Raw genomic sequence first — 23,776 nt, 5'->3', positions numbered from 1 at the left:
ATTTTTTATTTAAAATTTTCTTTGTATTGAAGTGAATAATCTTCTTTTAAGCGTGCTAAACTAGCTAAAGACATTTCAGCATGTTTTGTTTGCTGAGCTTTAAGTTTAGTTTCTAAATCTGTAATTGCTTGTTGAAGTGAATCTTCATAGCGCAATACATCAACATTGAAGTCGCGTAATTGTGAACGTTTCGTATAGCGTTTTTCAAAATGACTTAATGCTTTGCGTTCATGGAAAAATACACCTTCAGTTTCAGTAGGGTTATGTAAATCACCTTGTTTCGGGTGTTTGATAACTTGTTCAACTTTAACTAGTACATCGTCTCCATTTTCTTCAACAATCGTGACACCATAGCTACCTGTTTTGTGTGAAAATCGATATAACCTCATGCTATTTTCCTCCCTTAAAAGTATGTTAATATATATGTATCATAACATGAATGGAGAATATAAATGGCTAACTATCCACAGTTAAACAAAGAAGTACAACAAGGTGAAATTAAAGTGGTTATGCACACAAATAAAGGTGACATGACATTCAAATTATTTCCAAATATTGCACCAAAAACAGTTGAAAATTTTGTGACACATGCAAAAAATGGTTATTATAATGGAATAACATTCCACCGTGTCATTAATGACTTCATGATTCAAGGTGGCGATCCAACAGCTACTGGTATGGGTGGCGAAAGTATTTATGGCGGTGCTTTTGAAGATGAATTTTCATTAAATGCATTTAACTTATATGGCGCATTATCAATGGCTAACTCAGGACCTAATACAAATGGTTCACAATTTTTCATTGTTCAAATGAAAGAAGTACCTCAAAATATGTTAAGTCAACTTGCAGATGGTGGTTGGCCACAACCAATCGTTGATGCATATGGCGAGAAGGGTGGTACACCATGGTTAGATCAAAAACATACAGTATTCGGTCAAATCATTGATGGTGAAACTACATTAGAAGATATTGCAAATACAAAAGTGGGACCACAAGATAAACCACTTCATGATGTTGTAATTGAATCTATTGATGTTGAAGAATAATATCTAAACATAATTAACTACCAACATTTTAAACTCGGATAAAGCTAATTTATGAATGGATTAGTGTATATTCCAACGAAAACAAATAAACTAATATGATGAGCAATCTCAATATATTTATCAAGAAAGCACAGTTTTTAAATAGATGTGTATTCTAAAGATAATAGTTGAGGTTGCTTTTTATGTTTTTACAGAGAATTGCTATTCAAATAGTTAATAAATTGAAAACAAAGTAGCTGGATATCATATTGATTTAGATATGAATTTGTTGCTGATTTTATTTGTAAATCCCAGTTTGTAGTATTCTTATTCATTTATAAAATAATATTCGTATGATTTGATGTTTTAATTAGTCCACCATTTCGATTTGTGCTATGATAATAGTGTTAAGTAAACGAAATAAGGGGTTATTAAGTTGAATAACTACAAAATTGGCCAACATATCAAGGTGCGTGTAACTGGTATTCAACCATACGGTGCGTTTGTTGAGACCCCTAATCATACTGAAGGACTGATTCATATATCAGAAATTATGGATGACTACGTTCATAATTTGAAGAAATTTCTATCAGAAGGCCAAATTGTTAAAGCTAAAATTTTGTCTATAGATGATGAAGGAAAGCTTAATCTATCATTAAAGGATAATGATTACTTCAAAAATTATGAGCGTAAGAAGGAAAAACAATCAGTATTAGATGAAATCAGAGAAACAGAAAAATATGGGTTTCAAACACTTAAAGAACGCTTACCAATCTGGATAAAACAGTCAAAGCGAGCAATTCGAAACGACTAAAGGAACAGATAAATCGTACCGAAAATCATACAAAGGGTCTGAAATGAAAGTTTCTTAGACTATAAAAGAGATTAGTATCTATTAAATTTTATTAGATACTAATCTCTTTTTGTCTACGATAACCTAATAAGATTGATTCTATTTACACATACAAATGGTTTAAGGTGACATATCCATTATCTTTGTTAGATAGAGTCGTTTATTTGCAATAATGTATGTGGTTTTGTTTTTTAATTTATTTTAGAAATGAGAACTACAACTTAAAGCATTAAACGAAATGTAACTATATAAACAGATAATTGGAGAATGAAAAAATTACATGTTATAGTCAACTCAATAATTTTAAGGAGGAATTAAGTAATGAAAAGTAAATACGAACCATTGTTTGATAAAGTAGAATTACCAAATGGAGTAGAGTTGAGAAATCGATTTGTGTTAGCCCCTTTAACACATATTTCTTCAAATGATGATGGTACTATTTCAGATATAGAACTTCCTTATATTGAAAAGCGTTCACAAGATGTTGGTATTACAATTAATGCTGCGAGTAATGTGAGTGATGTCGGAAAAGCATTTCCAGGACAGCCATCAATCGCGCATGACAGTGATATTGAAGGACTAAAACGATTAGCTACAGCAATGAAGAAAAACGGTGCCAAAGCACTCGTACAAATACATCATGGCGGTGCACAAGCATTGCCTGAATTAACACCTGATGGAGACGTCGTAGCACCAAGTCCAATTTCTTTAAAAAGTTTCGGTCAGAAACAAGAGCATAGTGCAAGAGAAATGACGGCTCAAGAAATTGAACAAGCGATAAAAGATTTTGGAGAGGCAACGCGACGTGCAATTGAAGCAGGGTTTGATGGTGTTGAAATACATGGCGCGAATCATTACTTAATTCATCAATTTGTATCACCATACTATAATAGAAGAAATGATGTATGGGCAAATCAATATAAATTCCCGATCGCTGTGATTGAAGAAGTGCTTAAAGCGAAAGAAATGTATGGTAATAAAGACTTTATAGTTGGATACAGATTATCTCCAGAGGAAGCGGAGTCTCCAGGAATCACAATGGAAATTACAGAGGAACTCGTTAATAAAATTAGCCATATGCCAATCGACTATATTCATGTTTCAATGATGGATACGCATGCAACGACTCGTGAAGGTAAATACGCTGGACAAGAAAGACTGCCTTTAATTCACAAATGGATAAATGGTCGTATGCCACTTATCGGTATTGGTTCAATTTTCACAGCTGACGAAGCTTTAGATGCAGTTGAAAATGTTGGTGTTGACTTAGTAGCCATTGGTAGAGAGCTACTACTGGATTATCAATTTGTTGAAAAAATTAAAGATGGACGGGAAGATGAAATTATTAATTACTTTGATCCAGAGAGAGAAGATAATCATCACTTAACTCCTAATTTATGGCATCAATTTAATGAAGGGTTCTATCCATTACCACGTAAAGATAAATAAGTGTTTAACTGTTACCACTAATGATATTGTGTATGCAATTTGTTAGTGGTTTTCAATATTTATAAATAAAAATATTCTTAGTAAAATATACTTTTGATTAAGTGTAAAATTATCAATTCTTTTGCTTGTAATCATTTAAGTAATTATGTCATTATAAATGTAAGGGTTTTCAAAATAGACAAATTTAATGAAACTTAGTGATTATTTCATCTTTTTTGGTGGAAAAGTATCTGCTTTGAAAACTAATGTAATTATTTGGATAATGTTTCATGTATAATAGTTATAAATGATGAAAAGGGGAGATATGATGACTAAATCTGAAAAAATTATTGAGTTAACAAATCATTACGGAGCACATAATTATTTACCATTGCCAATTGTCATTTCAGAAGCTGAAGGGGTATGGGTTAAAGATCCTGAAGGCAATAAATATATGGATATGTTATCTGCATATTCCGCTGTTAACCAAGGTCATAGACATCCGAAAATTATTCAAGCATTAAAAGATCAAGCTGATAAAGTGACTCTAGTTTCACGTGCTTTTCATAGTGATAACTTAGGAGAATGGTACGAAAAAATTTGTAAACTGGCAGGTAAAGATAAAGCTTTACCAATGAATACAGGTGCTGAAGCAGTAGAAACAGCTTTGAAAGCAGCACGACGCTGGGCATACGATGTTAAAGGAATTGAGCCAAATAAAGCAGAAATCATTGCATTTAATGGTAACTTCCATGGTCGAACAATGGCGCCAGTTTCATTATCATCAGAAGCAGAATACCAACGTGGTTATGGTCCGTTATTAGATGGATTTAGAAAAGTTGATTTTGGAGATGTAGATGCATTGAAAGCTGCAATTAATGAAAATACTGCAGCAGTTTTAGTAGAACCAATTCAAGGTGAAGCGGGTATAAATATACCACCAGAAGGATATTTGAAAGCAATTAGAGAATTATGTGATGAACATAATGTCTTATTTATTGCTGACGAAATCCAAGCAGGATTAGGTCGTTCGGGTAAATTATTTGCTACGGATTGGGATAATGTAAAACCTGATGTCTATATTTTAGGTAAAGCACTAGGTGGTGGTGTCTTCCCAATTTCTGTTGTATTAGCAGATAAAGAAGTATTAGATGTCTTTACACCTGGCTCACATGGTTCAACATTTGGTGGTAATCCACTTGCTTGTGCTGCATCAATTGCTGCATTAGATGTTATCGTTGATGAGGATTTACCAGGGCGCTCTTTAGAATTAGGAGATTATTTTAAAGAACAATTAAAGCAAATTGATCATCCATCAATTAAAGAAGTCCGTGGACGTGGTTTGTTTATAGGTGTGGAACTTAATGAAAGTGCTAGACCATATTGTGAAGCTTTGAAAGAAGAAGGCTTATTATGTAAAGAAACGCATGATACTGTCATTCGTTTTGCACCACCATTAATTATTACTAAAGAAGAATTGGACCTTGCACTTGAAAAAATAAGACATGTATTTCAATAATGTCAAAAAGTTGTAACAATCAGTTTGTAAGGGCTTTAAAAAGGAATACGTTATGTTACAATATGTTTGAAAGCGAAATCATTAGGTAAAGAAGAGGCGAAAAGGATCATGACTGAGAACAATAATTTAGTAACTTCTACTCAAGGAATTATTAAAGAAGCATTGCATAAATTGGGATTTGACGAAGGAATGTACGATTTAATTAAAGAACCTTTAAGAATGTTACAAGTGCGTATCCCTGTACGAATGGATGATGGCACTGTTAAAACATTCACAGGTTACCGTGCGCAACATAATGATGCTGTTGGACCAACAAAAGGGGGCGTGCGTTTCCACCCAGATGTTGATGAAGAAGAAGTAAAAGCATTATCAATGTGGATGACTTTGAAATGTGGCATTGTTAACTTACCATACGGTGGTGGTAAGGGTGGTATCGTTTGTGATCCACGTCAAATGAGCATTCATGAAGTTGAACGTTTATCACGCGGATATGTAAGAGCAATTTCACAATTCGTAGGTCCGAACAAAGATATTCCAGCACCAGATGTATTTACAAACTCACAAATTATGGCTTGGATGATGGATGAATATAGTGCATTAGATAAATTTAATTCACCAGGTTTCATCACAGGTAAACCAATTGTATTGGGTGGTTCTCATGGACGCGACAGATCAACTGCACTAGGTGTAGTTATTGCAATTGAACAAGCTGCAAAACGTCGTAATATGCAAATTGAAGGTGCCAAGGTTGTTATTCAAGGTTTCGGTAATGCCGGAAGTTTCTTAGCTAAATTCTTATATGATTTAGGTGCAAAAATTGTAGGTATCTCTGATGCTTATGGTGCATTACACGATCCAAATGGCTTAGATATAGATTATTTATTAGACCGTCGTGATAGTTTTGGTACGGTAACAAATTTATTTGAAGAAACAATCTCAAATAAAGAATTGTTTGAATTAGATTGTGACATTTTAGTACCAGCGGCTATTTCAAACCAAATTACAGAAGACAATGCACATGATATTAAAGCTAGCATCGTTGTTGAAGCTGCTAATGGACCTACAACACCAGAAGCAACACGTATTTTAACTGAACGTGGTATATTATTAGTTCCAGACGTATTAGCAAGTGCTGGTGGTGTAACGGTTTCTTATTTCGAATGGGTACAAAATAATCAAGGTTATTATTGGTCTGAAGAAGAAGTTAATGAAAAGCTACGTGAAAAATTAGAAGCGGCATTTGATACGATTTACGAATTGTCTCAAAATCGAAAAATAGATATGAGACTTGCAGCATATATCATAGGTATTAAACGTACAGCAGAAGCAGCTAGATATCGTGGTTGGGCATAATTAATTATCATATGTGATTTAACGAGCTTGGGACAGAAAACAAAGCCCTAAGCTCGTTAATTTTATTTTAGCAGTAGTTGACTGAATAAAAATACACTTGTAACAAGCTTATTTCAAAAATAGCCGGGGCCCCAACACAGAGAAATTTAGGAGCCAATTTCTACAGACAATACAAGTTGGCGGGGCCCCAACACAGAAGCTGGCGAAAAGTCAGCTTACAATAATGTGCAAGTTGGCGGGGCCCCAACACAGAAGCTGGTGGAAAGCCAGCTTACAATAATGTGCAAGTTGGGGTGGGCCCCGAACACTGAGAATTTCTAATTAAACGGTCAACTATATATTTGATCAAAAAGACAGCAGTAGGATATTTTCTATTCGGAAATATCTTACTGCTGTTTTTTATAGTAATAGCTATATTTTTGTATTTATGTTTTATAGTTGAACAATACTACTTAATGACTTCTTTATATTTATCAGCAAAATTTGTAAAGACACCATCAACGCCGTATTTATTTAATCGTAACATATCAGCTTTTTCATTCACTGTATAAGGATGTACTATAAATCCTAAGTCTTTTAAATGATGGGTATTTTGTTCAGTTAAATCTGTATAATCAGGACCTAATCCAATCGCATAAGAGCGTATCTCTTTTAAGCGTTGGTCGTTAAATTGTTGTAGTTCACCTTTATCAACTAATTTTACTAATGGCACATGCTTATTTTGACGATGAATTTTCTTTAAACTTTCGTCAGAAAATGATTGAATCATTACATGTCCATTTTTTAATTTATTGTTATTTAAAAGGTGATGCCTTTTCAATGAAGCTAATAATTGTTCTTCCATTCCTGGGTATACATCAGGTGACTTTGTTTCAATATAATAGTTTGCATTCGGACCATAACGTTCTAAAATTTCATCTAAAGTGGGTACTTTAGCATTTTTATAACTTGCTCTCGCGTATTTTGGATATTTTTTATTAAACCAACTTCCTGCATCTAATTGTTTTAATTCATCAAGGGTATAATCCTCAACTTTACCGTGTCCATTTGTTGTACGGTTAACAGTTTCATCATGCATAGCAACTAAATGGCCATCTTTGGTACGTTGTAAATCAATTTCGATATAAGATGCTTTCAACTCATTATGACTCTTATCGTATGCTTGAAACGTATGCTCGGGTGCATAGCCACTTGCGCCACGATGTGCGATAGTCGTGAATCGCTCATTTGTTAAATTTGTATGCCATTGAATCGCCTGAGGTTTATTTGCAATTTGATTTGTTTGTTCAGCGCCAGCAGTAGGTACTGATAAAAATCCCATAGTAAAAACAGCAGAAGCAGCCATAAATTTAGTGAAGCTTTTCGAAGAGTTAGTCATAGTCTTTATCCTTTCATCTCTTTATTTGTAGTCTAACAATTTTAAAATACTATAAAATGATGTTTGTGAAAACGCTTTACACATTTCTTTTACAATTTATAACATTTCTGTAATATAAATTTAAAAGAATTATCAAACATTTTAGGAATCTTAAAAATGTGATGTTCAATAAGACAATTAGAGCATTAAAATACCCACAATGTAATTTTCATAGACATTGTGGGTAGGTAGATTAACGTATTTATTGTGATAGTAATTGTTTAGCAACATCAAGTTGTTGTTTGACCGATGATTGACCCGTTGAACCGTAACTTTGACGTCGTTTTAAGCAATTTTCAGGCTGCAAATAATCATAAATATCGGAATCAATACTAGAATGATGTTGTTGATATGTTGCTAAAGGAACATCTAATAAATAATGACCTTGTTGTATACATTCTAAGACGATTTTTCCTACAATTTCATGTGCAGTTCTAAATGGAATATTTTTAGTTACTAAATAATCTGCCAGTTCCGTTGCATTTGAAAAATCTTCTTTAACAGTTTGATTGAGTCGTTCTTTATTAATTGTCATCGTTTGAATCATACCTTCGAAAATACGTAAAGAACCTTTAATTGTATGGACAGCATCGAATAAACCTTCTTTATCTTCCTGCATATCTTTGTTATATGCTAGAGGTAATCCTTTTAAAGTCATAAGCATACTCATTAAATGACCAGTCGTTCGGCCAACTTTACCTCTAATTAATTCTGCCATATCAGGATTTTTCTTTTGTGGCATAATAGATGAGCCAGTTGAAAATGCATCTGATAATGTAATGAATTTAGCTTCGTCTGTGGACCAGAAAATAATTTCCTCTGCAAAGCGTGATAAGTGAACCATCGTTAAAGAAATATTATGCAATGTTTCAATAATATAGTCTCTGTCACTCACAGCATCTAGGCTATTCTCATAGAGACTGCCAAAGTTCAACAATGCTGTTGTCTCGTGTCTATCGATAGGGTATGTGGTACCACTTAAGGCTGCTGCACCTAAAGGATTAATATCGATTCGTTTTAAACTATCTTCAAATCGTTGTTGGTCTCGTTGTAACATCCAAAAATAAGTCATAATATGATGTGCAAATGAAATTGGCTGTGCACGCTGTAAATGAGTATAACCAGGCATAATTGTATCAACATTATTGGAAGCGATGTCTACAATTACACTTTGTAACGACTTAATTAATGCGATGATATCTTGCACTTGTTTCTTAGTGTACAAGTGCATGTCTGTTGCAACTTGATCGTTTCTACTGCGTCCAGTATGCAACTTACCACCAGCATCACCAATACGTTTAATTAATTCATGTTCAATATTTAAATGAATATCTTCTAATGATGCACTAAATTGAATTTGATCTTGATGATAATCATGTTGAATAGATTTTAGTCCTTGTATAATTTGTTCGCTGTCTTGTTGACTAATAATGCCTTGATTCGCAAGCATAGTTGCATGCGCAATGCTGCCTTCGATATCTTGATCTATGAGCGTTTGATCAAAAGTAATGGATGCGTTAAAGTCATCAACCCACTCTTCAGGTTGTACTTCAAATCTACCGCCCCAAGCTTTATTGCTCATTGCTATTGCCTCCATGTAACATCGCATTTACTTGAGTAGGTAAACCATAGATATCGATAAAGCCAACAGCAGCGTCTTGATTAAATGCATCTTCTTTTGTATAAGTTGCTAATTTTTCATCATATAATGTGTAAGGTGATTTTCTACCATTCACGATGGCATTACCTTTGAATAATTTAATTCTGACATCACCACTTACGTATTGCTGAGTACTATCAATAAATAATTTCAAGCTATCAGTTAAAGGTGAGAACCAAAGTCCATTGTATAGTTGTTCAGCAAATTGCTTCTCAATGATTGGTTTAAAGTGTGCAACATCTTTCGTTAACGTAATCGTTTCTAATGCTTTATGCGCTTTTAAAATAACTTCTGCAGCAGGTGCTTCATAAATTTCTCTTGATTTGATACCTACAAGTCTATTTTCTACATGGTCAATTCTTCCAATACCATGCTTACCAGCTAATGCATTCAACGTTAAAATTAAATCGTCTAATTCATATGTTTTGCCATCAATTTGAACTGGGATACCTTTAACAAACGTTAAAATGATTTCATCAGCAGTATCTGGTGTTTCTTCTAAAGCATTTGTTAGATCGAACGCATCCTCTGGTGGCGCAGCATAAGGATCTTCTAAAATACCACATTCATTCGCTCTGCCCCATAGATTTTGATCGATAGAATAAGGTGAATCATGGTTGATTGATACAGGGATATTATGTTTAATTGCATAATCAATTTCTTCTTCACGACTCCAAGCCCACTCACGTACAGGTGCGAATGCTTTCAATGATGGGTTTAATGCTTTAATGGCAACTTCGAAACGTACTTGGTCATTCCCTTTACCAGTACAACCATGTGCAATACCTACTGAATTTGTTTTCTCAGCAATCTCTACTAATTTTTTAGCGATTAATGGTCTTGATAAAGCAGAAACTAATGGATATGCATTTTCATACATTAAATTTCCTTTGATTGCATAACTTACATACTCATCACTAAATTCTTTTGTCGCATCAATAATATGACATTCAATAGCTCCCATATCTAAAGCTTTTTGATAAACGATGTCTAAATCTTTACCTTCACCAACATCTAGGCAACAAGCTACAACGTCGTATCCTTTGTCGATAAGCCATTGAACGGCCACACTTGTATCTAGTCCTCCTGAATATGCTAAAACAATTTTCTCTTTCATAAAATTCACCTCATTGTAGTTATCTGAATATTTCGTATGAACACATGATAGCAAACTTTTAATGAAAATAAAACCATTATTTTACATATTTATTCATAAAATATGATAGAGGCAGTTAGAGTTAGAAGTATAAATGCTTATTTATCAATGTTTAAAAGTGTTTTAAAAAACATGCAAATTGTATAAAAAATGTTTGAGTGTTTGACGCCAGTTTGAAATGTTTGTTGAAAAATAGGTGTGAAACGTCACATAAATATCAATTTTATTGATTAAGTACAAACTTGTGAATTGAATCGCAAACGTAAACTTAGTAAAATTAAGATATTAAATGAAACAGGAGGCTTTTATAGATGACTCATATTCAATTAGATTTTAGTAAAACGTTAGAATTTTTCGGTGAACACGAATTAAAACAACAACAAGAAATTGTTAAATCAATTCACAAAACAATTCATGAAGGTACTGGTGCAGGTAGTGACTTCTTAGGCTGGGTTGATTTACCAGTTGATTACGACAAAGAAGAATTTTCAAGAATTGTTGAAGCATCAAAACGCATTAAAGAAAATTCTGATGTTTTAGTAGTCATCGGTATTGGTGGTTCTTACTTAGGTGCACGTGCAGCAATCGAAATGTTAACGTCATCATTTAGAAACAGCAATGAATACCCTGAAATTGTATTTGTTGGTAATCACTTATCATCAACATACACTAAAGAGTTAGTTGATTATTTAGCAGACAAAGATTTCTCTGTAAACGTTATTTCTAAATCTGGTACAACTACAGAACCAGCAGTTGCATTTAGATTGTTCAAACAATTAGTTGAAGAAAGATACGGTAAAGAAGAAGCACAAAAACGTATATTTGCAACAACGGATAAAGAAAAAGGTGCTTTAAAACAGTTGGCTACAAACGAAGGTTATGAAACGTTCATCGTACCTGATGATGTAGGTGGAAGATATTCTGTTTTAACAGCAGTAGGATTATTACCAATTGCAACAGCTGGAATTAACATCGAAGCTATGATGATTGGTGCTGCAAAAGCACGTGAAGAATTATCTTCAGATAAATTAGAAGAAAACATTGCATACCAATATGCGACAATTCGAAACATTTTATATGCAAAAGGTTATACAACAGAAATGTTGATTAACTATGAACCATCTATGCAATACTTTAATGAATGGTGGAAACAATTATTTGGTGAATCAGAAGGTAAAGACTTCAAAGGTATCTATCCTTCAAGTGCCAACTACACAACTGATTTACATTCTTTAGGTCAATATGTACAAGAAGGCCGTCGTTTCTTATTCGAAACAGTTGTAAAAGTAAATCATCCTAAATATGATATTACTATTGAAAAAGATAGTGATGATTTAGACGGATTAAATTATTTAGCTGGTAAAACAATCGACGAAGTTAACACAAAAGCATTCGAAGGTACATTATTAGCGCATACTGATGGTGGTGTTCCTAACATGGTAGTGAACATTCCACAATTAGATGAAGAAACTTTCGGTTATGTCGTATACTTCTTCGAACTTGCTTGTGCAATGAGTGGATACCAATTAGGCGTAAATCCATTTAACCAACCTGGTGTAGAAGCATATAAACAAAACATGTTCGCATTATTAGGTAAACCTGGTTTTGAAGACTTGAAAAAAGAATTAGAAGAGCGTTTATAAAATACATTACTTCAATGATTAGTGATCTATAAAATGGTATAAATATAGAGCTGAATATTAAGTTCATTGATAAAAATGAAAAGGCAATTTCTATTTAGAGTTATTTAAATAGAAGTTGTCTTTTTATATTATTAAAAATTTTGATTGGTATAGAATTAAGTTACATGTATTTATTATTAGTTAACTATATTTATAGGAGGCGGTTAGTATGAATACAAGTTTGTTTTTAATAATTGCTGTTTTTAGTGTTTTGTTGACGATGATAATTTCTATAAATGAAAAGCATAAAAAATAAACATTGTACATCGAAGTGTATATTAAATAAATAGTGATGAAAGAGATTAATTATATTACTTGTTCGAAGTGATAGTATGTTTTGTGATATTTAATTAGCACCTATAATTTTCACTGTAAAAGAAACTTTAAAGAGAGGTTTATGTTGGAAAGTTTATATAGAAAAATACAGATAGTATTAATAATATTAACAGCAGTTGTTTGTTTTAATGGGTTATTAAATACTAATGTAACGATAAAAATGAATATAAATATTTTTGTTTTTAGTGGCATATTGTTATTAGCTTTTATTTGTTGGGCTTATGTTAAACTTAACAAATTTAAGTAATGGATGGTCAATGGATTAGAAAAGCATTGAGAAATTTTAAAATATAAAATGCAAGTAGTCAACGTCAGTAAGTGTCTGATATATATATAAAGGTCCTAGGCTCGTTCCTACGTTTAGACAAATACTTAAGACGAAGAATGTTAAGAGAAAATTAAAGATAAAATAATATCTGCCATACAATAATATTGTTATACTACTAGAGACTGATTTATTAGCATGATTACATGTTAATGTTTCTTTACTTAGTAATTAACTTTATAATGTAAGAATAATTATCTTCAGCCAAAGAAAGGGATTGATGATTTGTCGTTTCATCAAGTAGAAGAATGGTTTGAGATATTTCGACAGTTTGGTTATTTACCTGGATTCATATTGTTATATATAAGAGCGATTATTCCAGTATTTCCATTAGCACTCTATATTTTAATTAATATTCAAGCCTATGGACCTATTTTAGGTATATTGATTAGTTGGCTTGGATTAATTTCTGGAACATTTACAGTCTATTTGATCTGTAAACGATTGGTGAACACTGAGAGGATGCAGCGAATTAAACAACGTACTGCTGTTCAACGCTTGATTAGTTTTATTGATCGCCAAGGATTAATCCCATTGTTTATTTTACTTTGTTTTCCTTTTACGCCAAATACATTAATAAATTTTGTAGCGAGTCTATCTCATATTAGACCTAAATATTATTTCATTGTTTTGGCATCATCAAAGTTAGTTTCAACAATTATTTTAGGTTATTTAGGAAAGGAAATTACTACAATTTTAACGCATCCTTTAAGAGGGATATTAATGTTAGTTGTGTTGATTGTATTTTGGATTGTTGGAAAAAAGTTAGAACAGCATTTTATGGGGTCGAAAAAGGAGTGACATCGTGAAAAAAGTTGTAAAATATTTGATTTCATTGATACTTGCTATTATCATTGTACTGTTCGTACAAACTTTTGTAATAGTTGGTCATGTCATTCCGAATAATGATATGTCACCAACCCTTAACAAAGGGGATCGTGTTATTGTAAATAAAATTAAAGTTACATTTAATCAATTGAATAATGGTGATATCATTACATATAGGCGTGGTAACGAGATATATACTAGTCGAATTATTGCCAAACCTGGTCAATCAATGGCGTTTCGTCAGGGACAATTATACCGTGATGACCGACCGGTTGACGCATCTTATGCCAAGAACAGAAAAATTAAAGATTTTAGTTTGCGCAATTTTAAAGAATTAGATGGAGATATTATACCGCCTAACAATTTTGTTGTGCTAAATGATCATGATAACAATCAGCATGATTCTAGACAATTTGGTTTAATTGATAAAAAGGATATTATTGGTAATATAAGTTTGAGATATTATCCTTTTTCAAAATGGACGATTCAGTTCAAATCTTAAAAAGAGGTGTCAAAATTGAAAAAAGAATTATTGGAATGGATTATTTCAATTGCAGTCGCTTTTGTCATTTTATTTATAGTAGGTAAATTTATTGTTACACCATATACAATTAAAGGTGAGTCAATGGATCCAACTTTGAAAGATGGCGAGCGAGTAGCTGTAAACATTATTGGATATAAAACAGGTGGTTTGGAAAAAGGTAATGTAGTTGTTTTCCATGCAAACAAAAATGATGACTATGTTAAACGTGTCATCGGTGTTCCTGGCGATAAAGTAGAATATAAAAATGATACATTATATGTCAATGGCAAAAAACAAGATGAACCATATTTAAACTACAATTTAAAACATAAACAAGGTGATTACATTACTGGGACTTTCCAAGTTAAAGATTTACCGAATGCGAACCCTAAATCAAATGTAATTCCAAAAGGTAAATATTTAGTTCTTGGGGATAATCGTGAAGTAAGTAAAGATAGCCGTGCGTTTGGCCTCATTGATGAAGACCAAATTGTTGGTAAAGTTTCATTTAGATTCTGGCCATTCAGCGAATTTAAATATAATTTCAATCCTGAAAATACTAAAAATTAATATGAATATAATACAACATCGTTTGTCGGTTTTAATACTGATAAACGATGTTTTATTTTGTCAGTACCACAATAAAAGCTAAGTTCGAAATGAACTTATAATAAATCAATCACAATCACTTTGTGTTAAAATATGTGTCAAAGGAAGTGAGGGTTTGTCATGACATTACATGCTTATTTAGGTAGAGCGGGAACAGGTAAGTCTACGAAAATGTTGACCGAAATAAAACAAAAAATGAAAGCAGATCCGCTTGGAGATCCAATCATTTTAATTGCGCCAACTCAAAGTACATTTCAATTAGAACAAGCCTTTGTCAATGATCCGGAATTAAATGGTAGTTTAAGAACAGAAGTGTTGCATTTTGAACGATTAAGTCATCGTATTTTCCAAGAAGTTGGTAGTTATAGCGAACAAAAGTTATCTAAAGCTGCAACGGAAATGATGATTTATAACATTGTTCAAGAACAACAAAAGTATTTAAAACTTTATCAATCACAAGCAAAATATTATGGGTTTAGTGAAAAATTAACAGAACAAATTCAAGATTTTAAAAAATATGCAGTAACGCCTGAACATTTAGAAAGCTTTATTGCTGATAAAAATATGCAAACTCGAACTAAAAATAAGTTAGAGGATATTGCTTTAATATACCGAGAGTTCGAACAACGCATTCAAAACGAGTTTATTACGGGTGAGGATGCATTACAATATTTTATTGATTGTATGCCGAAATCAGAGTGGCTAAAACGTGCTGATATATATATTGATGGTTTTCACAACTTTTCAACGATTGAGTATTTAATAATCAAAGAATTAATTAAATATGCGAAGAGTGTCACAATTATATTGACGACAGATGGTAACAACGATCAATTCAGTTTATTTAGAAAACCATCGGAAGTGTTACAACATATTGAAGAAATAGCAAATGAACTCAATATTTCTATTGAACGTCAATATTTCAACCAATTTTATCGCTTTAATAATCAAGATTTAAAGCATCTTGAACAGGAATTTGATGCGTTTCAAATCAATCGAGTGGCATGTCAAGGTCATATCAATATTTTAGAATCTGCGACTATGAGAGAGGAAATAAATGAAATTGCACGACGTATCATCGTTGATATTCGTGATAAGCAATTACGATATCAAGATATTGCTATTTTATATCGTGACGAGTCTTATGCTTATTTATTTGATTCCATATTACCGCTTTATAATATTCCTTATAACATTGATACAAAGCGTTCGATGACACATCATCCGGTCATGGAAATGATTCGTTCATTGATTGAAGTTATTCAATCTAATTGGCAAGTTAATCCAATGCTACGCTTATTGAAGACTGATGTGTTAACGGCATCATATCTAAAAAGTGCATACTTAGTTGATTTACTTGAAAATTTTGTACTTGAACGTGGTATATACGGTAAACGTTGGTTAGATGATGAGCTATTTAATGTCGAACATTTTAGCAAAATGGGGCGTAAAGCGCATAAACTGACCGAAGATGAACGTAACACATTTGAACAAGTCGTTAAGTTAAAGAAAGATGTCATTGATAAAATTTTATATTTTGAAAAGCAAATGTCACAAGCCGCAACTGTAAAAGACTTTGCAACTGCTTTTTATGAAAGTATGGAATATTTCGAACTGCCAAATCAATTGATGACTGAGCGAGATGAACTTGATTTAAATGGTAATCATGAAAAGGCGGAAGAAATTGATCAAATATGGAATGGTTTAATTCAAATCCTTGATGACTTAGTTCTAGTATTTGGCGATGAACCAATGTCGATGGATCGTTTCTTAGAAGTATTTGATATTGGTTTAGAACAATTAGAATTTGTTATGATTCCGCAAACATTGGACCAAGTTAGTATTGGTACGATGGATTTGGCTAAAGTCGACAATAAGCAACATGTTTACTTAGTTGGAATGAATGATGGTACGATGCCACAACCAGTAACTGCGTCAAGCTTGATTACAGATGAAGAAAAGAAATACTTTGAACAGCAGGCCAATGTCGAGTTAAGTCCAACATCAGACATTTTACAGATGGATGAAGCATTTGTTTGTTATGTTGCTATGACTAGAGCTAAGGGAAATGTTACATTTTCTTATAGTTTAATGGGATCAAGTGGCGATGATAAAGAGATTAGTCCGTTTTTAACGCAAATTCAAGCGTTATTCAATCGACTTGAAATTACTAACATTCCTCGTTATCACGAAGTAGCACCGCTATCGTTAATGCAACATGTTAAGCAAACGAAAATTGCATTATTTGAGGCGTTACGATCATGGTTAGATGATGAAATTGTCGCTGATAGTTGGTTAGATGCTTATCAAGTAATTAGAGATAGCGATCATTTAAATCAAGGTTTAGATTATTTAATGTCAGCATTAACGTTTGACAATGAAACAGTACAATTAGGTGAAACGTTGTCTAAAGATTTATATGGTAAGGAAATCAATGCCAGTGTATCTCGATTTGAAGGTTATCAACAATGCCCATTTAAACACTATGCCTCACATGGTCTGAAACTAAATGAGCGAACGAAGTATGAACTTCAAAACTTTGATTTAGGTGATATTTTCCATTCTGTTTTAAAATATATATCTGAACGTATTAATGGCGATTTTAAACAATTAGACCTGAAAAAAATAAGACAATTAACGAATGAAGCATTGGAAGAAATTTTACCTAAAGTTCAGTTTAATTTATTAAATTCTTCAGCTTACTATCGTTATTTATCAAGACGCATTGGCGCTATTGTAGAAACAACACTAAGCGCATTAAAATATCAAGGCACGTATTCAAAGTTTATGCCAAAACATTTTGAGACAAGTTTTAGAAGGAAACCAAGAACAAATGACGAATTAATTGCACAAACATTAACGACAACTCAAGGTATTCCAATTAATATTAGAGGGCAAATTGACCGTATCGATACGTATACAAAGAATGATACAAGTTTTGTTAATATCATTGACTATAAATCCTCTGAAGGTAGTGCGATACTTGATTTAACGAAAGTATATTATGGTATGCAAATGCAAATGATGACATACATGGATATCGTTTTACAAAATAAACAACGCCTTGGATTAACAGATATTGTGAAACCAGGTGGTTTATTATACTTCCATGTACATGAACCTAGAATTAAATTTAAATCTTGGGCAGATATTGATGAAGATAAATTAGAACAAGATTTAATTAAAAAGTTTAAGCTCAGTGGTTTAGTGAATGCGGACCAAGCAGTTATTGATGCGTTGGACATCCGTTTAGAACCTAAATTTACTTCAGATATTGTACCAGTTGGTTTGAATAAAGATGGCTCTTTGAGTAAACGAGGCAGCCAAGTTGCAGATGAGGCAACGATTTATAAATTCATCCAACATAACAAAGAGAATTTTATAGAAACAGCTTCAAATATTATGGATGGACATACTGAAGTTGCACCATTAAAGTACAAACAAAAATTGCCATGTGCTTTTTGTAGTTATCAATCGGTATGTCATGTAGATGGTATGATTGATAGTAAGCGATATCGAACTGTAGATGAAACAATAAATCCAATTGAAGCAATTCAAAATATTAACATTAATGATGAATTTGGGGGTGAGCAATAGATGACAATTCCAGAGAAACCACAAGGCGTGATTTGGACTGACGCGCAATGGCAAAGTATTTACGCAACAGGACAAGATGTACTTGTTGCAGCCGCGGCAGGTTCAGGTAAAACAGCTGTACTAGTTGAGCGTATTATCCAAAAGATTTTACGTGATGGCATTGATGTCGATCGACTTTTAGTCGTAACGTTTACAAACTTAAGTGCACGTGAAATGAAGCATCGTGTAGACCAACGTATTCAAGAGGCATCGATTGCTGATCCTGCAAATGCACACTTGAAAAACCAACGCATCAAAATTCATCAAGCACAAATATCTACACTTCATAGTTTTTGCTTGAAATTAATTCAACAGCATTATGATGTATTAAATATTGACCCGAACTTTAGAACAAGCAGTGAAGCTGAAAATATTTTATTATTAGAACAAACGATAGATGAAGTTATAGAACAACATTACGATATCCTTGATCCTGCTTTTATTGAATTAACAGAGCAATTGTCTTCAGATAGAAGTGATGATCAGTTTCGAATGATTATTAAACAATTGTATTTCTTTAGCGTTGCAAATCCAGATCCTACAAATTGGTTGGACCAATTGGTGACACCATACGAAGAAGAAGCACAACAAGCGCAACTTATTCAACTACTAACAGACTTATCTAAAGTATTTATCACAGCTGCCTATGATGCTTTAAATAAGGCGTATGATTTGTTTAGTATGATGGATGGCGTCGACAAACATTTAGCTGTTATAGAAGATGAACGACGTTTAATGGGGCGTGTTTTAGAAGGTGGCTTTATTGATATACCTTATTTAACTGGTCACGAATTTGACGCGCGTTTGCCTAATGTAACAGCGAAAATTAAAGAAGCAAATGAAATGATGGTCGATGCGTTAGAAGATGCTAAACTTCAGTATAAAAAATATAAATCATTAATTGATAAAGTGAAGAGTGATTACTTTTCAAGAGAAGCTGATGATTTGAAAGCTGATATGCAACAATTGGCGCCACGAGTAAAGTATCTTGCGCGTATTGTGAAAGATGTTATGTCAGAATTCAATCGAAAAAAGCGTAGCAAAAATATTTTGGATTTTTCTGATTATGAGCATTTTGCATTACAAATTTTAACTAATGAGGATGGTTCGCCTTCAGAAATTGCCGAATCATACCGTCAACACTTCCAAGAAATATTGGTCGATGAGTATCAAGATACGAACCGAGTTCAAGAGAAAATATTATCTTGCATCAAAACGGGTGATGAACATAATGGTAATTTATTTATGGTTGGAGATGTTAAGCAATCCATTTATAAATTTAGACAAGCTGATCCAAGTTTATTTATTGAAAAGTATCAACGCTTTACTATAGATGGTGATGGCACTGGACGTCGAATTGATTTGTCGCAAAACTTCCGTTCACGTAAAGAAGTACTGGCAACGACAAACTATATATTCAAACATATGATGGATGAACAAGTCGGTGAAGTAAATTATGATGAATCAGCACAATTGTATTATGGTGCACCATATGATGAATCGGACCATCCAGTAAATTTAAAAGTGCTTGTTGAAGCGGATCAAGAACATAGTGATTTAACTGGTAGTGAACAAGAAGCACATTTTATAGTAGAACAAGTTAAAGATATCTTAGAACATCAAAAAGTTTATGATATGAAAACAGGAAGCTATAGAAGTGCGACATACAAGGATATCGTTATTCTAGAACGCAGCTTTGGACAAGCTCGCAATTTACAACAAGCCTTTAAAAATGAAGATATTCCATTCCATGTTAATAGTCGTGAAGGATACTTTGAACAAACAGAAGTCCGTTTAGTATTATCATTTTTAAGAGCGATAGATAATCCATTACAAGATATTTATTTAGTTGGGTTAATGCGCTCCGTTATATATCAGTTCAAAGAAGACGAATTAGCTCTAATTAGAATATTGAGTCCAAATGATGACTACTTCTATCAATCGATTGTAAATTACATTAATGACGAAGCAGCAGACGCTATTTTAGTTGATAAATTAAAAATGTTTTTATCAGATATTCAAAGTTACCAACAATATAGTAAAGATCATCCGGTGTATCAGTTAATTGATAAATTTTATAATGATCATTATGTTATTCAATACTTTAGTGGACTTATTGGTGGACGTGGACGACGTGCAAATCTTTATGGTTTATTTAATAAAGCTATCGAGTTTGAGAATTCAAGTTTTAGAGGTTTATATCAATTTATTCGTTTTATCGATGAATTGATTGAAAGAGGCAAAGATTTTGGTGAGGAAAATGTAGTTGGTCCAAACGATAATGTCGTTAGAATGATGACAATTCATAGTAGTAAAGGTCTAGAGTTTCCATTTGTCATTTATTCTGGATTGTCAAAAGATTTTAATAAACGTGATTTGAAACAACCAGTTATTTTAAATCAGCAATTTGGTCTCGGAATGGATTATTTTGATGTGGATAAAGAAATGGCATTTCCATCTTTAGCTTCGGTTGCATATAGAGCTGTTGCCGAAAAAGAACTTGTGTCAGAAGAAATGCGATTAGTCTATGTAGCATTAACAAGAGCGAAAGAACAACTTTATTTAATTGGTAGAGTGAAAAATGATAAATCATTACTAGAACTAGAGCAATTGTCTATTTCTGGTGAGCACATTGCTGTCAATGAACGATTAACTTCACCAAATCCGTTCCATCTTATTTATAGTATTTTATCTAAACATCAATCTGCGTCAATTCCAGATGATTTAAAATTTGAAAAAGATATAGCACAAATTGAAGATAGTAGTCGTCCGAATGTAAATATTTCAATTGTGTACTTTGAAGATGTGTCTACAGAAACCATTTTAGATAATGATGAATATCGTTCGGTTAATCAATTAGAAACTATGCAAAATGGTAATGAAGATGTTAAAGCACAAATTAAACACCAACTTGATTATCGATATCCATATGTAAATGATACTAAAAAGCCCTCAAAACAATCTGTTTCTGAATTGAAAAGACAATATGAAACAGAAGAAAGTGGCACAAGTTACGAACGAGTAAGGCAATATCGTATCGGTTTTTCAACGTATGAACGACCTAAATTTCTAAGTAAACAAGGTAAACGAAAAGCGAATGAAATTGGTACGTTAATGCATACAGTGATGCAACATTTACCATTCAAAAAAGAACGCATATCTGAAGTTGAGTTACATCAGTATATAGATGGATTGATCGATAAACATATTATCGAAGCAGATGCGAAAAAAGATATCCGTATGGATGAAATTATGACATTTATCAATAGTGAGTTATATTCGATTATTGCTGAAGCAGAGCAAGTTTATCGTGAATTACCGTTTGTAGTTAACCAAGCATTAGTGGACCAATTGCCACAAGGAGACGAAGACGTCTCAATTATTCAAGGTATGATTGACTTGATCTTTGTTAAAGACGGTGTGCATTATTTTGTAGACTATAAAACCGATGCATTTAATCGTCGCCGTGGGATGACAGATGAAGAAATTGGTACACAATTAAAAAATAAATATAAGATACAGATGAAATATTATCAAAATACGCTTCAAACGATTCTTAATAAAGAAGTTAAAGGTTATTTATACTTCTTCAAATTTGGTACATTGCAACTATAGTATTTTGATTTTCAAAAGAATAAAAAATAATTTCGATTAAGTGCAAAGTCCTTGTAGCAGAATGAACACAACTCATTTTCAAAATTGTCTTACTTATTTATTTGTTATTTGATAACGAAAAAAGTTATAATGTGAATTAAGATAAAGATGAGGAGTTGAGAATGAATGAAATTCTTATCATTCAAGTATAATGACAAAACTTCATATGGCGTTAAAGTAAAACGCGAAGATGCTGTATGGGATTTAACACAAGTATTTGCTGACTTTGCAGAAGGAGATTTCCATCCTAAAACATTGTTAGCTGGTTTACAACAAAATCATACTTTAGATTTTCAAGAACAAGTACGTAAAGCAGTTGTAGCAGCAGAAGATAGCGGCAAAGCTGAAGACTATAAAATTTCATTTAATGACATTGAATTCTTACCACCAGTAACACCTCCGAATAATGTGATTGCTTTTGGTAGAAATTACAAAGATCATGCGAACGAATTAAATCATGAAGTGGAAAAATTATATGTATTTACAAAAGCAGCGTCATCTTTAACAGGAGATAATGCAACAATTCCAAATCATAAAGATATTACTGATCAATTAGATTATGAAGGTGAATTAGGTATTGTTATTGGTAAGTCTGGTGAAAAGATTCCAAAAGCATTAGCTTTAGATTATGTTTACGGCTATACAATTATTAACGATATCACTGATCGCAAAGCACAAAGTGAACAAGATCAAGCATTTTTATCAAAAAGTTTAACTGGCGGTTGCCCAATGGGTCCTTATATCGTTACTAAAGACGAACTACCATTACCTGAAAATGTAAATATTGTTACAAAAGTTAACAATGAAATTAGACAAGATGGTAACACTGGCGAAATGATTCTTAAAATTGATGAATTAATAGAAGAAATTTCAAAATATGTTGCACTACATCCGGGAGATATTATTGCAACTGGTACACCAGCAGGCGTTGGTGCAGGTATGCAACCACCTAAATTCTTACAACCAGGTGATGAAGTTAAAGTGACTATTGATAATATTGGAACGCTGACAACTTATATCGCTAAATAATTATCATTTAAAAAGCTAACCAGTCTTTATATAGATTGGTTAGTTTTTTCTTGCTTTTCTAAAAAGGTGTTAAAGATTATTGTTTATAATGTTACCATTTTGAGACGAAAGTGAAATATTGATATTAAGAAGTAGTTGATTATTTTACAGCAGATGCACAATATTCTAATAAGTAATAAAATGTCATGTTCTTCCTCTCAAATATAGAAGTGTGGTAAAATATATATTTGTGTATGAACAAATAATGATTAAATTATAAGAAAGTGGGTATTTATCCCACGAAGTTTTAATTTAATAACTAAAATTATTAAAGTGGGGGAATTAATATGTTACATTTACATATTTTAAGTTGGGTATTAGCAATCATTTTATTTATCGCTACATACTTAAATATTTCAAAAAATCAAGGTGGTACGCCATATTTCAAACCATTACATATGGTACTACGATTATTTATGCTGTTGACGTTAATTTCAGGATTTTGGATATTAATTCAGTCATTTATGAATGGCGGGGCAAATCATATGTTGCTTACATTGAAAATGCTGTGTGGTGTAGCAGTAGTTGGATTGATGGAAGTGTCGATTGCTAAAAGAAAGAGACATGAACAAAGTCACACAATGTTTTGGATAACAATTGCATTAATTATCATCACAATGGTATTAGGTGTCATTCTACCGTTAGGGCCTTTATCAAAATTATTCGGTATTGGCTAATTGATAAGACATATAGTATATGACATA

Annotated in this window: 17 protein-coding genes; 13 read left to right on the top strand and 4 right to left on the bottom strand. The window is 32.5% G+C overall.

Features of this window, described 5'->3' with window-relative positions; genetic code table 11:
- Positions 1 to 5: 5 nt before the first annotated feature.
- The gene (locus HMPREF2658_RS08080; RefSeq protein ID WP_070854314.1) at positions 6 to 389 is read right to left on the bottom strand and encodes a kinase-associated lipoprotein B; all 384 of its coding nucleotides are present in this window, start codon (positions 387 to 389) and stop codon (positions 6 to 8) included.
- 63 nt (positions 390 to 452) lie between these two features.
- Here HMPREF2658_RS08080 and HMPREF2658_RS08075 point away from each other — a divergent pair, with 63 nt between their 5' ends.
- The 5 genes from HMPREF2658_RS08075 to HMPREF2658_RS08055 all read left to right on the top strand — a co-directional run bounded on the left by HMPREF2658_RS08075 (position 453) and on the right by HMPREF2658_RS08055 (position 6,178).
- Entirely contained in the window at positions 453 to 1,046 is a 594-nt protein-coding gene (locus HMPREF2658_RS08075; RefSeq protein WP_000035064.1) for a peptidylprolyl isomerase, read from the top strand.
- Between the two features lie 415 nt (positions 1,047 to 1,461).
- On the top strand, positions 1,462 to 1,839 hold the full coding sequence (gene ygs, locus HMPREF2658_RS08070) for a S1 domain-containing post-transcriptional regulator Ygs (protein ID WP_001067294.1): 378 nt from the start codon (positions 1,462 to 1,464) through the stop codon (positions 1,837 to 1,839).
- Between the two features lie 360 nt (positions 1,840 to 2,199).
- Positions 2,200 to 3,327, top strand: a complete 1,128-nt coding sequence (locus tag HMPREF2658_RS08065) for an NADH-dependent flavin oxidoreductase (protein WP_000838022.1) — start codon at positions 2,200 to 2,202, stop codon at positions 3,325 to 3,327.
- A gap of 307 nt (positions 3,328 to 3,634) precedes the next feature.
- Positions 3,635 to 4,825, top strand: coding sequence for an ornithine--oxo-acid transaminase (locus tag HMPREF2658_RS08060; protein WP_000167314.1), 1,191 nt, complete (start codon positions 3,635 to 3,637; stop codon positions 4,823 to 4,825).
- Between the two features lie 108 nt (positions 4,826 to 4,933).
- Positions 4,934 to 6,178 carry a Glu/Leu/Phe/Val family dehydrogenase gene (locus HMPREF2658_RS08055; RefSeq protein ID WP_000138487.1) on the top strand — a complete coding sequence of 415 codons (1,245 nt, stop codon included), beginning with the start codon at positions 4,934 to 4,936 and terminating at the stop codon, positions 6,176 to 6,178.
- Positions 6,179 to 6,626: 448 nt separating this feature from the next.
- Here the strand turns inward: HMPREF2658_RS08055 and HMPREF2658_RS08050 are convergent, their stop codons facing one another.
- The 3 genes from HMPREF2658_RS08050 to HMPREF2658_RS08040 form a co-directional block, all read right to left on the bottom strand.
- On the bottom strand, positions 6,627 to 7,556 hold the full coding sequence (locus tag HMPREF2658_RS08050) for a glycerophosphodiester phosphodiesterase (protein WP_000185324.1): 930 nt from the start codon (positions 7,554 to 7,556) through the stop codon (positions 6,627 to 6,629).
- A gap of 241 nt (positions 7,557 to 7,797) precedes the next feature.
- Entirely contained in the window at positions 7,798 to 9,177 is a 1,380-nt protein-coding gene (gene argH, locus HMPREF2658_RS08045; protein WP_000066054.1) for an argininosuccinate lyase, read from the bottom strand.
- Positions 9,167 to 10,372: an argininosuccinate synthase gene (locus HMPREF2658_RS08040; protein ID WP_000660057.1), complete on the bottom strand. Its 1,206-nt coding sequence runs from the start codon at positions 10,370 to 10,372 to the stop codon at positions 9,167 to 9,169. Before HMPREF2658_RS08040 ends, argH begins: the two co-directional genes overlap by 11 nt.
- Before the next feature lie 350 nt (positions 10,373 to 10,722).
- On the opposite strand from HMPREF2658_RS08040, the gene HMPREF2658_RS08035 reads away from it, so the two are divergent.
- From HMPREF2658_RS08035 to HMPREF2658_RS07995, 8 genes are all read left to right on the top strand, one after another.
- On the top strand, positions 10,723 to 12,054 hold the full coding sequence (locus tag HMPREF2658_RS08035; protein WP_000148855.1) for a glucose-6-phosphate isomerase: 1,332 nt from the start codon (positions 10,723 to 10,725) through the stop codon (positions 12,052 to 12,054).
- A 925-nt stretch (positions 12,055 to 12,979) separates the two neighbouring features.
- Positions 12,980 to 13,555 (top strand): TVP38/TMEM64 family protein, encoded by a 576-nt coding sequence (locus HMPREF2658_RS08025; RefSeq protein ID WP_000007965.1) that lies wholly within the window; start codon positions 12,980 to 12,982, stop codon positions 13,553 to 13,555.
- A gap of 4 nt (positions 13,556 to 13,559) precedes the next feature.
- The gene (gene lepB, locus HMPREF2658_RS08020; protein ID WP_000758209.1) at positions 13,560 to 14,084 is read left to right on the top strand and encodes a signal peptidase I; all 525 of its coding nucleotides are present in this window, start codon (positions 13,560 to 13,562) and stop codon (positions 14,082 to 14,084) included.
- Between the two features lie 15 nt (positions 14,085 to 14,099).
- Positions 14,100 to 14,675 (top strand): signal peptidase I, encoded by a 576-nt coding sequence (lepB, locus tag HMPREF2658_RS08015; RefSeq protein WP_000711897.1) that lies wholly within the window; start codon positions 14,100 to 14,102, stop codon positions 14,673 to 14,675.
- Between the two features lie 159 nt (positions 14,676 to 14,834).
- A complete protein-coding gene (gene addB / locus HMPREF2658_RS08010) occupies positions 14,835 to 18,311 on the top strand; it encodes a helicase-exonuclease AddAB subunit AddB (protein ID WP_000172361.1) in 3,477 nt (1,158 codons plus the stop codon).
- On the top strand, positions 18,312 to 21,965 hold the full coding sequence (addA, locus tag HMPREF2658_RS08005; protein WP_070854312.1) for a helicase-exonuclease AddAB subunit AddA: 3,654 nt from the start codon (positions 18,312 to 18,314) through the stop codon (positions 21,963 to 21,965). It begins immediately after the preceding gene.
- 165 nt (positions 21,966 to 22,130) lie between these two features.
- A complete protein-coding gene (locus HMPREF2658_RS08000) occupies positions 22,131 to 23,033 on the top strand; it encodes a fumarylacetoacetate hydrolase family protein (protein ID WP_000670752.1) in 903 nt (300 codons plus the stop codon).
- A 326-nt stretch (positions 23,034 to 23,359) separates the two neighbouring features.
- Entirely contained in the window at positions 23,360 to 23,749 is a 390-nt protein-coding gene (locus HMPREF2658_RS07995; protein ID WP_000902814.1) for a YisL family protein, read from the top strand.
- Positions 23,750 to 23,776: the final 27 nt, after the last annotated feature.

The sequence above is a fragment of the Staphylococcus sp. HMSC062H10 genome, from assembly GCF_001836945.1.
In the GTDB taxonomy this organism is placed as follows: domain Bacteria; phylum Bacillota; class Bacilli; order Staphylococcales; family Staphylococcaceae; genus Staphylococcus; species Staphylococcus aureus.
This window is presented reverse-complemented; position numbering and strand designations above follow the sequence as displayed.